Below are 11,753 nucleotides of genomic sequence, written 5' to 3' on the forward strand. Positions count from 1 at the left end.
CGTGCTGTGGCAGGAGTAACACTCTAAGCTAATCCAAGTTCCCCAATTTAGAACATACATAACACATACATACATACTAGAGCGGAGATGCTCAACCATCATGATTGATGCTGTCATTATTATTACATTCATTCTTGCAGGTGCGGGCACGGGCTTTCATGGCGTGGACTTGCTACCTGTAGAAGTACTAGCAAAAATTAACCCTCACGGGTTGCGCTGGGTAGCCTTAGGTTTTGGCGCATTTTTTGGGTTGATTTTAGGCATAGTAGCGCAAAATGCCTACCGTCGCCTCGAAGCCAAAGTTAGGGTTATGCCAGTTGAGGCTCTACTCAGCCGCGCTGTAGGCCTGGTAGTGGGGTTGCTGGTTGCCAATCTGATGCTAGCGCCATTATTCCTATTACCCATTCCCGATGACTTCTCCTTTTTCAAGCCTCTAACGGCAATCCTGGTGAGTATCATGTTTGCCTATACGGGCATGACGCTTTCAGATACTCACGGACGTGCCCTCGTGCGCTTGATTAACCCCAACAACATTGAAAGTAGCTTGCTAGCTGAGGGTATCCTCAAGCCAGCAGCGACCAAGATTCTCGATACAAGTTGCGTGATTGACGGTCGGATTGAAACCCTAATGAACACGGGCTTCCTGGAAGGACAACTCCTGATCCCGCAGTTTGTGATTCAGGAATTGCAGACGATCGCCGATAGCTCCAACGATCAAAAGCGCGTGCGCGGACGCAGGGGACTGGATATTCTCAATAATATGCGGAACGATTACGGCGATCGCGTGGTCATTCACCCCGCCGACTACGAGGATATCTCCACTGTTGATGCTAAACTCGTGCGACTGGCGCAGGAAATTAACGGCACGCTCATCACTAATGACTACAACCTCAATAAAGTCGCAAACCTCCAGCAGGTCGATGTACTGAACATTAACGATCTGGCTCAGGCATTGCGTCCTACCTATTTACCTGGCGACGGCTTGAACCTCAAAGTAATCAAAGACGGGAAAGAACCAACACAGGGAGTTGGTTATCTCGATGACGGAACTATGGTAGTGATCGAAGATGGACGACGCTACATTGGTAAGCAATTACATGTAATTGTGACGAGCGCCTTGCAAACGTCCGCTGGCCGCATGATTTTTGCCCGACCTGAAGTGACGGCAAACGTTTAGTCATGGTAATTCCCGAGCGTCAGGTGGTTTCAGGTAAGCCAGATTGGGGTTCGTCGCAATCGGCGCAGTTAATTGCTATTTCCTCATTTTTGGCTGGTCTTTTCATTCTAGTCAATAGCATCGTGCCTGTTTTGAGGGTAGGCAATCCGCAGCTATTAACGATTGTTTTAGTCTCTTCATTACTGGCATTTATTTTTTCTAGGTATGTAGCGCTTTCGATCTGGCGAGACTGCCGACAAAACTCGCCTTTTAGCTTTACGGGCGAGTTAACTACGGGCATAGGAATTGGTTGGTTGGTGCTGTTAGGGCTATTAAACTTTAACCTACCGCCAGAAATAACAAATGCACTGGTTGCAGCTTTATGGTTGTTTGTAAGTGCGGGATTATTAGGTATATCAACGTGGCTGGGTTTAGCCATAGGTAAACCAATAACAGAAGCAGATTTAGCCATTTCCGATCGCCTCAGCGTGATTACGTATGGCGATCGAAGCGTGTGCATCAGCCCCACATCTCTCAGCCAGCAACCGCGTCAGTTTAACAGCGCGATCTTATTGCTCCTGAGCGTGTTTTTTTGGACGACGCTAGAAGGTTCTGGGTACATTCGGACAATTGTGGCGATCGCGCTGGCAATGGCAGGTTTGACGGGCTTAAGTACGTGGCAAATTCTAGTAAAACCACAGCAGCGGCTGTTACAGATGCAATTTAGCGGTATCTGGGGCTTGGAGTCTATCTACACAATTAACTTGCAAGCCTTTTCCAGGTTAGAGGTGGTGAAGTTGCGCGAAGGCGATCTGAGTTGGATGCAGTTGGCTGGCTATAGTAAGGATATTACCTTACCCAGTGCGGTTCTAGGTACGGGTAAGACAAATGGCGAAAGCGAGTTAGGACAAGCCTTATTGAACAGTTGCAATTTAGCACGCCATGAAACTACCCGCGATAGTTTAGGTTTAGTTGGCATTCTATTACCTCAAGGAGCTGGCATCCTGGCTGGTATAGCGTTTATCGCTGTTGGCTTGTTTTCTATGCTATTTTTACCTTCACTGCCCAGGACCGCCCTTCCAGGCTGCGTTATGCTGATGGGTGCATGTCTGATCGCTCCTGTGGTGGCACGATATGTAATTAATTTGGTTGCACCTGCGAGCCTGATGCCAGACTCGCCAAAGTATGCCGATCGCCTGCAAGCATGGGAAATAGGGCTGGCTTTAGTAATTGCATTTGCCGCACTGAGAAACGCTCAAGGAGTTAATGTCTTACCATTAATTAGTTTGGCCGGAGCGTGGACGTGTTTTGGCATAGGGGTTTGCATTCTTACCTTAGTGCGGCGCACGCCGATCGCAACTAAAAATTAGAATTGGAACTTATGCCAGCTTCATGAGAACAAATGGCTGGACGATTAAGCTAGGAAATGTTTGCTCTTTGTTTTGATTCCAGGTTAAGAATTGTTCCTCTGTTGGATGTGCAAGTAATCCATGCTCCAACCATTGCTGTACCAGAGCTACGTTATCTTGGGCGATCGCCACTCCCACATCGACTAAATCCAAACTGGAAGAGACTAGAAATAGTCTACTCCGTAGTGCGTGTTCCTCCAACCAGCCCCATTCAGCCACATCCATCATTTCCGTTAACTCTGCTCTCAGGTCGCTCATTAAAATTCCTCCTCTGCCATCAGTTCCAAATACCTAGCCTTTACCCGTTGAATATCTTGCCACATCAGCCACTTGGGGCTGCCTTCTTCTCGACTAGCATTCCGCAATAAATAAGCAGGGTGGAAAATCGGCATTGCCAATCTTCCTTGCCACTCCATCCATTCGCCTCTAATCCTGGTAATGCCGCGCTTATCACCCGTAATTGCCTTTACGGCAGTCGCTCCTGTGAGAAGGATAATTTTGGGATCGACGAGACGGATTTGCTCTAATAGGTATGGCTTGCAAGCGGCAACTTCTTCATCGGTGGGCACGCGATTGCCAGGCGGCCTGCATTTATTAATGTTGCAAATATAGACATTCGACTCGTCTAGTCCCACTGATGCCAGAATCTTATCCAGCAACTGCCCGGCCTTACCCACAAAAGGTAGCCCCTGTTCGTCCTCGTTCTGACCGGGAGCCTCGCCAATAATCATAATCTTGGCATTGCGATTACCGCGCTCTACCACAACGTTAATCCGCGTTGCTGCTAGAGGGCACTTCTGGCAAGCCATAGCCTCCGCCCTTAGAGCGTCAAGGTTGGCATAGATAGCGTTACTTGCAGGTGGTACTGCCACTGGCACGGTGGGCTTAGCCTCCGATTTTGGTGGAACTGGCTCTAGATCGAACAGGCTCATTTGTTCGCGATCGCTTTGGTTCATTGAAATATCCAACAAATTTTCCACTGATGGGCGATTCTGTAGGGGGCAGGTTTTGTAGGAGCGTATCGTTGAAAATCGACAACTTCGGGCTAAACCTGCGCCCCGCGCTAATAAATTTTTACCGCACCCTGATGCTACTCAGCATAATATTCAACTATATTCTTAATCTTATTCGCCGTGTAAAGAACAGTTGCTAGTGCCAGCATTATAAAAATAAAGAATGTTTAAGCGATCGCCCCAAGGTGCTTACCCGCCATTTAGGCTTAAAAAAGATTTATAAGTTAGCGCTATAGAGAAGAACATATATGAAATTGGCATATTGGATGTACGCTGGCCCCGCGCATATTGGCACGTTGCGCATAGCTAGCTCGTTTAAGAACGTTCACGCCATTATGCATGCGCCTTTAGGCGATGACTATTTCAACGTCATGCGCTCCATGTTGGAAAGAGAGCGCAACTTCACCCCAGTCACGACCAGCGTAGTCGATCGCCACGTACTGGCACGCGGCTCTGGCGAAAAGGTGGTCGATAATATTACGCGCAAAGACAGCGAAGAGTCCCCGGATTTAATCGTACTAACCCCTACCTGCACGTCCAGCATCCTGCAAGAAGACCTGCATAACTTCGTCGAGCAGGCTCAAATGAATTCCAAGGGCGATGTGATGCTGGCGGATGTCAATCACTATCGCGTTAACGAACTGCAAGCTGCCGATCGCACCCTGGAACAAATCGTCAAATTCTACATTGAGAAAGCACGCAAGAAGGGCGATCTGCCTACGGGCAAAACTAGCAAGCCCTCTGTAAATATCATCGGCATTTCCACGCTCGGCTTTCACAACCACCACGACTGCACTGAACTGAAGCGCCTGATGGCGGATCTCGGTATTGAGATCAATCAGGTAATTCCTGAGGGTGCCTCGGTACATGAATTGAAGAATCTCCCACAAGCCTGGTTTAACCTCGTCCCCTACCGCGAGTTAGGATTGATGACAGCTAACTACCTGCAAGCAGAATTTGGGATGCCATTTGTGGATATCACACCTATGGGCGTAGTGGAAACCGCACGTTGCATTCGCAAAATCCAGGAAGTATTGAACGCTCAAGGCGCAGAGGTTGACTACGAAGAGTTCATCAACGAGCAAACTCTCTACGTCTCGGAAGCCGCATGGTTCTCTCGTTCGATTGACTGCCAAAATCTCACGGGTAAAAAAGCCGTAGTCTACGGCGATGCCACCCATGCTGTCGCAATGGCAAAAATTCTCACCCGCGAGATGGGAATTCACGTCGTCTGGGCTGGAACGTTCTGCAAATACGACGAGGAATGGTTCCGCCAGGAAGTAAGCGAATATTGCGATGAAGTAATTATCAGCGACGATCACGGTTATATCGGCGATCGCATTGCTCAAGTCGAACCCGCCGCCATCTTTGGCACTCAGATGGAGCGCCACGTTGGCAAGCGCCTGAATATTCCCTGCGGCGTGATTTCGTCACCCGTCCACATCCAGAACTTTACGCTGGGCTTCAAACCGTTCCTGGGTTATGAAGGCACCAACCAGATCTGCGACCTCGTCTACAACTCCTTTACGCTAGGCATGGAAGATCACCTTTTGGAGATCTTTGGCGGCCACGACACCAAGGAAGTGATTACCAAGGGTATCTCAGCAGACTCTGATATGAACTGGAATAAAGAAGCCAAAGAGCTGCTCAATAAAATCCCCGGATTTGTGCGCGGCAAAGTGAAGCGCAATACAGAGAAATTCGCACGCGATCGCAACATTAGCGAAATCACGTTAGAAGTCTTCTACGCCGCCAAGGAATCTGTTGGTGCATAAAAACAGGTAAACATAAGCGACTAGCTGTAATTTTGAGTAATACTTAAGGCAGGGAGAACCAATTGACACGATTGGCTTATCCCTGCTTGTTTTTGCTACAAGTATAGATAAATACTATAGCTGTGTATTAATTACTTAGCAGGAATATTATGGTTACATTACAGGCAAAGAACTTAACTCTAGAGGATGTACAAAACCTGTTAGGCCTTCAGGAAGAAGTTGACGGCTCATTTACAAATTTATTAGATTTAAAGCCCCTTACAGAATTTGAGCAACAAGAGCTTACCCAAATTAGAGATGATTTTCGACACTATATTGCCAGTGGCAAGGTTTCTGAAGGACAGGTGAAATTTTTGGTAATTGCGCCTTTGATGCGTCTAGCTGGTTTTTATAAAGCTCCTTTGGAAATTACCCTCGAAGAGGATATTGCCGCGATCGAGATCGTTGATGAAGATACTAAAATTAACGGTAGGTTGGACATCCTAGCTGTCAAGAAAACTCTCTCAAAAACTGAAGCTGCTTTTTGGATTTTGGTAGTTGAGGCAAAGAACAGTGAAATCTCAGCCCTCGCCGGACTACCACAACTGCTGGCCTATGCCTACAAAAGTCTGGAATATCAACCCAATATTTGGGGATTGACTACAAATGGCGTAACGTATCAGTTCGTCCACATTCGCCAAGGGAATCCACCAACTTATCAATTACTGCCGGATCTGAGCTTGATTAATTCTGAGCGTTTAGTGCAATTACTCCAGGTACTTAAATCTATTCGCGATTTGGTAGCCGCATAAATCTGCTACAGATTTATCGCCGACGGGCAACTCTGAGGATTTGACAGGCAAGCATTGCCGCACCAAAGCCATTATCAATATTAACGACCCCAATGCCTGTGGCGCAGGAATTGAGCATGGTAAGTAAAGGTGCAATACCGTTAAAACTGGCACCATAACCCACGCTGGTCGGTACGGCAATTACGGGACAATCCACCAAACCTGCTACGACGCTCGCCAAAGCGCCTTCCATTCCCGCTACGACAATCAGGACATCGGCGGCGTGCAATATTTGTTTGTGTGTTAAAAGACGATGAATGCCAGCCACACCGACATCCCAGAGACGCTGCACTTGATAGCCGCACAGTTCGGCGGTAACCGCTGCTTCCTCGGCCACTGGAAGATCGGCTGTACCCGCTGTCACGATCGCGATCGCTCCCTTCTCGGCATCAATGTCTGGGGCTTTGCCTAGCGTGCAGATCTGCGCCAGGGGAAAGTAATTTAAATCGGGTAGTTCGGACTTTAGTTGTTCGTATACAGGCTGGGAGATGCGAGTTGTCATGACGAGAGGAGTGCGCGATCGCATCGCCTGCACGATCGCCACAATTTGCTCCGGGGTTTTACCCAAGCCAAACACGACCTCTGGGAATCCAGTGCGCAGTTGGCGGTGATTGTCGATTTTGGCAATGTCGCCAACTGGTTCAAAATCGAAATATTTGAGTTGCTCTAGTGCCGCATCTGGGCTGAGGGTACCGTCAGCTACAGTCTGCAAAAGTTGTCTCAATTCTTCTTTCATTAACTAACTTACCGCACAGTGCGGTTAAAAACCTACCACAGAGTTACTAGACCGCAATATACAGTCTAACATGCACAAATAAACATACTAGACGCAAAAAGTGGTAAAAGACGCTTTTTAAAGGTACTAGACTACTAAATGCGGTAATATACGTCAATTCAGTGTGCTATACTACACTTGGCGCTTTAATATATAGTTCGACAGACCAACGATGGGAGCTGCGACCAGATATCTGTGCCGAGGGCGACTCGAGGGCGGCGAGCGAATCTTTCTGTGGGAGACGAATGATCGCGACCGCGTCGTGGTTGATGAGGCTGGCGATGTGGTCTCGTTCGCCACGGAGGCTGAGGCCCTTGAAGCGCGGGCTACCTCAGCGGGTATCTCGAGTGAACCGAGTGCATTTTACGACTTCGACGCGATACAGGCATGGTGTCACTCTCGGAACCAAGCGGTAGACTGCCCGGCCGTCTTGAACATATGGAACCTGCTCAATGACGTTCCGGGCGTGCAGGAACTTTTCTCGGCGGCCGAGTCTCGCGCCGCCGAGATCTACGGCAAACTCTTTCACGGCTGCAATCTACCCGCGATGGGAGCAAGTCCCTGCGAGTACGTTCCCGAGTGGACAAGTGCCGAGATACTCGATCTGAAGCGACTAATCCTGCTGGGACTCAATGACTTCCGCATGCGCTGCAAGTCGTGGTAAGCTGTCGAACCAAGCGTTGCAGACGGACCTGGCCCTCGCTGGCGCTCGGAACCAGGTCGCTGAACGCCAAGCCGTTAGCCGTTAGGTTTTGTAGCCTTCAAGCTGCTGAGAGCTGAGTATTGATGACTGGCATAAGATTTGCGCTCATATGGAGTAATAGGTGGAGCTATTTAACGGGCTTGCCTGGAATCTTTGCAGTTGCAAGATAAAAATTTTTCATGTATACGATTTTCACCTGCTTGCCGATATGAGCGAAGATTTGATGGATACTATAAGTCTATAGATCCATACAATGATAAATTCATAGATATAGCGTTTTTCAATTGAGAACAGGTTTTATTGACGGGGTGAAGGGGTGGAACCCCGTCATGGAGGCAACGCCCCCAAACCCCCTACTCTTTCCGATCTGAAAACCGCTATATATTTCGTTTTTATCCTAATGGAAGTATAAGTAAATTTGTGTTAGTATAAACGGCTGAATAAATACCTGTATCTACAAATCTCATACGGTTTAGTCATGCATCTACAACTTACAAAGGTCTTTAAAAAAGTCCCAGAGGGCTACATCGGTTTTGTCGAAGAGTTACCAGGAGCTAATGCACAAGCAAATACTCTGGAAGAGGTAAGAGTAGATTTAGAAGAAGCAATTGAATTAGTTCTTGAGGCAAATCGTCTACTCTCGGAAGAACAACTTCAAGGTCAAGATGTTGTTCGTGAGTCTATTACCCTGTCTGTTGCATGAAGCGTTTAGACTTAATCCGTCACCTTGAAGCGCATGGATGTGAATTTTTGCGTGAAGGCAGCAAGCATACCATCTACGTCAATCGTGCTAAACAAGCCTCATCTTCTATTCCATGTCATCGTGAAATAAATAATATGCTTGCTCGCAAAATTTGTCGTGACTTACAAGTGCCTGATATATCTGGAACCTAACCAGGGCTTGCAGCGGATAGACTCAACACCCTAGCAATGACTCGAAAAACCTTGCAACCGCTGAAGCCCAAGCCGTTGTTATACGTAGCGATAGCGCCGATTGAGACCGTTGAGATGATCTGAGTGCGATTGGCTACGCCACGCAAGCTAACGCAAATAAGCAAGCAAGACGAATGGACTACGTTTGCAAGTCCCGAAAATGGATCGGCGATTGGCTACGACACGCAAGCTACGGAAGTTGGCTAGTAACAAAGGAGAAATTATTAATTAATTTCTTAGATGTCCATACCCTACATCCTCGATTAAGGCGAGTCTGTCTGCACGCCTCGGATAATACGCGATAGTTCGCTCTTTTCATCGATGGAGGTGCGAGAAGGCGAGCCGCTGAGGATGCGCTCGAATCCTTGGAAGGAGTCTTTAATCTGGGCACCGCGATCGGTGATGATGTACTCCCGAATCTTGTTGTCATGTCGAGAACCCCGCATCTTAAATACGTTGACAGCACGGGACATTTGACCGCGAATTTCCACATACTGCAACAGAATGATCGTGTCGGTAATCGTGGAAATGTGAGACTCGGTAATGGAATGAGAACCCATAAACTGGTCGGTGGTATTGGTGAATAGTCCGGTAATTTCCTCTTGCTTCACAAAACCAGTTAAGCCGATCACGAACTGGCGGAAGGTATTATTACTAACGCCGCGTGCCAATGCAGACAGCGAGTCGATCGCAATGCGAGAAGGCTTAAACGAATCAATTTCCGACTTGATCGTTTGCAGGTGATCCTCAAGACCAGTGGACTCGGGATAGGCGCAAATAATTTTGAGCAACCCTATGCTCTCTAACTCCTCAAAGTTAGTGCCCCAAGAGGAAGCATTGCGAGATAGCTGCGCTCGCGACTCCTCGTAGGCAAATAGAATAGCGCGCTCGCCGCTTTGACAGCCATTCTGTAAAAACTTGCTAACCATCAAGGTCTTACCCGTGCCAGTGGCACCGGTAATGAGGATGATAGAGTCTTTGAAGTAGCCACCGCCGCACATTTCATCCAGGGTTTCCACACCAGACGAAACGCGCACGTTTGAGGATTTTTGCGTGAGGCGCATGGCTCCTAAGGGGAAGATATTGATGCCATGGTGGGTCATGGTGAAAGGAAACTCGCCTTTCATGTGGGTAGTACCGCGTAACTTTAAAATTTCTACAGTGCGGTGCCGTCTTTCCCCTTCCAACACGTTGCGCATAATGATCACGTTATCCGAGACAAACTCTTCCACGCCGAATCTGGCAACGGGGCCGTACTCATCGACTCGCTCAGTGGTCATTACAGTCGTAACTCCTAAGGATTTGAGCCTGGCTACCAGGCGAAAGATTTCGCGCCGCACTAAACCTAAGGAATCATATTGCTGGAAAATTGCCGTAATTGAGTCGATCGCTACCCTTTTCGCTTTGTACTTGACGATGGCGTACTGAATGCGTTCGATCAGAGCTGACAGGTCAAACTCCCCTACAATTTCCTGCATTTCTGGATCGGGCGAAGCATCGAGAATAAATAGTTTGCCCTGGTCGATCAGCGCTTGCAGATCCCAGTTAAAACTAAAAGCGTTCTTAATAATGTCCGCTGGTGATTCTTCAAAAGTAACAAAGATGCCGTGGTCGCCCAGTCCGACAATGCCGTTATAAACGAATTGCAGAGCCATTAAGGTTTTGCCAGTGCCCGACGTACCGCTGACAAGCGTCGATCTCCCCATAGGTAACCCACCGTGGGTAATATCATCTAAACCTTCAACCATAGTGCGTAACTTTTGCACGCCCTGATCTGGATTTGATAGCGGCAAATTAGACATCATCCATTAATTCCTCATAAAGTAAATCGAGACCAATCAAAACTTTCTCGCGATCGGAGAGATCGCCAATAATTTTGCGGACGGGTGGTGGCAAAATTTTGGCGAGCGTTGGAGTGGCAAGAATTTTGTCTTCTTCTGCTAGTTGCGGATTTTTTAAGACATCAATGACTTTAAGCGTATAAACTCCCTGAAATTCTTTTTCAAGAATATCATTCAGTGTTTTTAACGCGCGGACGGAATTAGGAGTGTTACCCGCCACGTAAAGTTTCAGTACATAAGTTTTACGCATAGAACTCATTGTTTTAGGCTTCCCTTGGAATCGATCGACGATATAGCTCGCATAAATGGGCAATAACATCAATTAAAGTAATACGATAATCTAACAGAACCTCATCATTGCGACCTTCTAACTTAAGCTGCTTAGAAAATTCATCAATAAGAGACATGTGAATTTCTAACACCTGGGTGACAGAAATATCGCTAAAGAAAGCCAGATTAATAAACTCATCTATTTGCTGATTTAAATTGCGATTACTATCCTTAAAGTACTCTAAAACAATGGTACGGTACACGTCTGTTAATCGTGCAATTAGTAACTTCCTCTCCTCATCGGAAAGATACCGAAAAAATTGTTTGGGATCGCGCTTATAGTACACTCCCAAGTACCCCAGTCTTTCTTTGAGTTTTTCTGATAGGCGTTGTTGTTGCGTAGTTAGAGAAATAAACGTTCTTGACTCTGGTATATCTAGATAAAGTTGCCCTCTTTGGGGCACGGAGAGTTTTAGAAACATAGCGATCGCTCGATCGATAGCATCTGGTAAATCTGTTAACTGTTGACAGTTGACTGTAACTACGGCTGTATTTAGAATATACGGCTTTTGACTGGTATAGCCCTCTTGCGAGCGAGGGCCATCCGTCACAATTACTACAGGTAGTAGTATGCCAAGCTCGGCCAACTTATGCCTGATGTCATTACCATCGTCACACACAATTAAACAGTCCTGGCTATATCCTTGCCTGCTTATTAGCTCGGTTAGCCCTTCTATATTGCTAGCAGTGGTAATAATGTAACGATCCACAGCCAGAACCTCATGAAGCTGTGCTTGCAAGTTTTGAGATTGCTTGCCTGAAATCAAGCAACAAATTTGCAGGGTTGGGGAAGAAGCCACAGTAGAACTAGCTGCTAGAGTTTACCTTTCGTAATTTATCTTTGTACAACTATACCAAGTAAGTGCCAATTGAGAATGATGACATAGTACGAAGCCGACACCTGTAGAACCCAGCCGCCCCACTCCTGCTTGCAAACCACTTGCAAACTACTTACAAACTATGCGGCATCTTTAATCTGATTTGTAAA

General features: G+C 47.1%; 13 protein-coding genes. 7 read left to right on the forward strand and 6 right to left on the reverse strand.

Features of this window, described 5'->3' with window-relative positions:
* Positions 1-100 precede the first annotated feature (100 nt).
* On the forward strand, positions 101-1,177 hold the full coding sequence (locus tag PSE6802_RS0123320) for a PIN/TRAM domain-containing protein (RefSeq protein ID WP_019502447.1): 1,077 nt from the start codon (positions 101-103) through the stop codon (positions 1,175-1,177).
* Positions 1,178-1,179: 2 nt separating this feature from the next.
* Positions 1,180-2,526 carry a hypothetical protein gene (locus PSE6802_RS0123325; protein WP_019502448.1) on the forward strand — a complete coding sequence of 449 codons (1,347 nt, stop codon included), beginning with the start codon at positions 1,180-1,182 and terminating at the stop codon, positions 2,524-2,526.
* A 9-nt stretch (positions 2,527-2,535) separates the two neighbouring features.
* Here PSE6802_RS0123325 and PSE6802_RS0123330 read toward each other — a convergent pair whose 3' ends face one another.
* Positions 2,536-2,823 carry a DUF2288 domain-containing protein gene (locus PSE6802_RS0123330; RefSeq protein ID WP_019502449.1) on the reverse strand — a complete coding sequence of 96 codons (288 nt, stop codon included), beginning with the start codon at positions 2,821-2,823 and terminating at the stop codon, positions 2,536-2,538.
* Positions 2,823-3,521, reverse strand: coding sequence for a uracil-DNA glycosylase (locus PSE6802_RS0123335; RefSeq protein WP_019502450.1), 699 nt, complete (start codon positions 3,519-3,521; stop codon positions 2,823-2,825). The genes PSE6802_RS0123330 and PSE6802_RS0123335 overlap by 1 nt, the downstream gene beginning before the upstream one ends.
* A gap of 305 nt (positions 3,522-3,826) precedes the next feature.
* Between PSE6802_RS0123335 and bchB the strand changes: the two genes are divergently transcribed.
* Both bchB and PSE6802_RS0123345 read left to right on the forward strand, forming a co-directional pair.
* Entirely contained in the window at positions 3,827-5,353 is a 1,527-nt protein-coding gene (gene bchB / locus PSE6802_RS0123340) for a ferredoxin:protochlorophyllide reductase (ATP-dependent) subunit B (protein ID WP_026103502.1), read from the forward strand.
* A 149-nt stretch (positions 5,354-5,502) separates the two neighbouring features.
* A complete protein-coding gene (locus PSE6802_RS0123345) occupies positions 5,503-6,144 on the forward strand; it encodes a hypothetical protein (protein WP_019502452.1) in 642 nt (213 codons plus the stop codon).
* 13 nt (positions 6,145-6,157) lie between these two features.
* On the opposite strand, the gene larB is transcribed toward PSE6802_RS0123345, so the two are convergent.
* Positions 6,158-6,919, reverse strand: a complete 762-nt coding sequence (gene larB / locus PSE6802_RS0123350; RefSeq protein WP_019502453.1) for a nickel pincer cofactor biosynthesis protein LarB — start codon at positions 6,917-6,919, stop codon at positions 6,158-6,160.
* Between the two features lie 211 nt (positions 6,920-7,130).
* On the opposite strand from larB, the gene PSE6802_RS34165 reads away from it, so the two are divergent.
* The 3 genes from PSE6802_RS34165 to PSE6802_RS35990 all read left to right on the forward strand — a co-directional run bounded on the left by PSE6802_RS34165 (position 7,131) and on the right by PSE6802_RS35990 (position 8,555).
* A complete protein-coding gene (locus PSE6802_RS34165) occupies positions 7,131-7,622 on the forward strand; it encodes a hypothetical protein (protein WP_019502454.1) in 492 nt (163 codons plus the stop codon).
* 517 nt (positions 7,623-8,139) lie between these two features.
* On the forward strand, positions 8,140-8,364 hold the full coding sequence (locus tag PSE6802_RS0123360; protein WP_019502455.1) for a type II toxin-antitoxin system HicB family antitoxin: 225 nt from the start codon (positions 8,140-8,142) through the stop codon (positions 8,362-8,364).
* Positions 8,361-8,555: a type II toxin-antitoxin system HicA family toxin gene (locus PSE6802_RS35990; protein WP_071592318.1), complete on the forward strand. Its 195-nt coding sequence runs from the start codon at positions 8,361-8,363 to the stop codon at positions 8,553-8,555. Before PSE6802_RS0123360 ends, PSE6802_RS35990 begins: the two co-directional genes overlap by 4 nt.
* Before the next feature lie 302 nt (positions 8,556-8,857).
* Here PSE6802_RS35990 and kaiC read toward each other — a convergent pair whose 3' ends face one another.
* From kaiC to PSE6802_RS0123380, 3 genes are read right to left on the reverse strand one after another with little or no spacing between them, the layout of a single operon-like run.
* On the reverse strand, positions 8,858-10,396 hold the full coding sequence (gene kaiC, locus PSE6802_RS0123370) for a circadian clock protein KaiC (RefSeq protein ID WP_019502457.1): 1,539 nt from the start codon (positions 10,394-10,396) through the stop codon (positions 8,858-8,860).
* Entirely contained in the window at positions 10,389-10,694 is a 306-nt protein-coding gene (gene kaiB, locus PSE6802_RS0123375; RefSeq protein ID WP_019502458.1) for a circadian clock protein KaiB, read from the reverse strand. The genes kaiC and kaiB overlap by 8 nt, the downstream gene beginning before the upstream one ends.
* Positions 10,695-10,698: 4 nt before the next feature.
* The gene (locus tag PSE6802_RS0123380; RefSeq protein ID WP_019502459.1) at positions 10,699-11,565 is read right to left on the reverse strand and encodes a circadian clock protein KaiA; all 867 of its coding nucleotides are present in this window, start codon (positions 11,563-11,565) and stop codon (positions 10,699-10,701) included.
* Positions 11,566-11,753 lie beyond the last annotated feature (188 nt).

It is taken from the genome of Pseudanabaena sp. PCC 6802 (genome assembly GCF_000332175.1).
Taxonomy (GTDB): domain Bacteria; phylum Cyanobacteriota; class Cyanobacteriia; order Pseudanabaenales; family Pseudanabaenaceae; genus PCC-6802.

What these genes read in the sequence shown, in the direction of transcription:
- PSE6802_RS35990 (WP_071592318.1), top strand. Translation starts at nt 8,361, where the DNA reads ATGAAGCGTTTAGACTTAATCCGTCACCTTGAAGCGCATGGATGTGAA.
- larB (WP_019502453.1), bottom strand. Translation starts at nt 6,919, where the DNA reads ATGAAAGAAGAATTGAGACAACTTTTGCAGACTGTAGCTGACGGTACC.
- PSE6802_RS0123330 (WP_019502449.1), bottom strand. Translation starts at nt 2,823, where the DNA reads ATGAGCGACCTGAGAGCAGAGTTAACGGAAATGATGGATGTGGCTGAA.
- PSE6802_RS0123320 (WP_019502447.1), top strand. Translation starts at nt 101, where the DNA reads ATGATTGATGCTGTCATTATTATTACATTCATTCTTGCAGGTGCGGGC.
- PSE6802_RS34165 (WP_019502454.1), top strand. Translation starts at nt 7,131, where the DNA reads ATGGGAGCTGCGACCAGATATCTGTGCCGAGGGCGACTCGAGGGCGGC.
- PSE6802_RS0123345 (WP_019502452.1), top strand. Translation starts at nt 5,503, where the DNA reads ATGGTTACATTACAGGCAAAGAACTTAACTCTAGAGGATGTACAAAAC.
- kaiC (WP_019502457.1), bottom strand. Translation starts at nt 10,396, where the DNA reads ATGTCTAATTTGCCGCTATCAAATCCAGATCAGGGCGTGCAAAAGTTA.
- PSE6802_RS0123325 (WP_019502448.1), top strand. Translation starts at nt 1,180, where the DNA reads ATGGTAATTCCCGAGCGTCAGGTGGTTTCAGGTAAGCCAGATTGGGGT.
- PSE6802_RS0123335 (WP_019502450.1), bottom strand. Translation starts at nt 3,521, where the DNA reads ATGAACCAAAGCGATCGCGAACAAATGAGCCTGTTCGATCTAGAGCCA.
- kaiB (WP_019502458.1), bottom strand. Translation starts at nt 10,694, where the DNA reads ATGAGTTCTATGCGTAAAACTTATGTACTGAAACTTTACGTGGCGGGT.
- PSE6802_RS0123360 (WP_019502455.1), top strand. Translation starts at nt 8,140, where the DNA reads ATGCATCTACAACTTACAAAGGTCTTTAAAAAAGTCCCAGAGGGCTAC.
- bchB (WP_026103502.1), top strand. Translation starts at nt 3,827, where the DNA reads ATGAAATTGGCATATTGGATGTACGCTGGCCCCGCGCATATTGGCACG.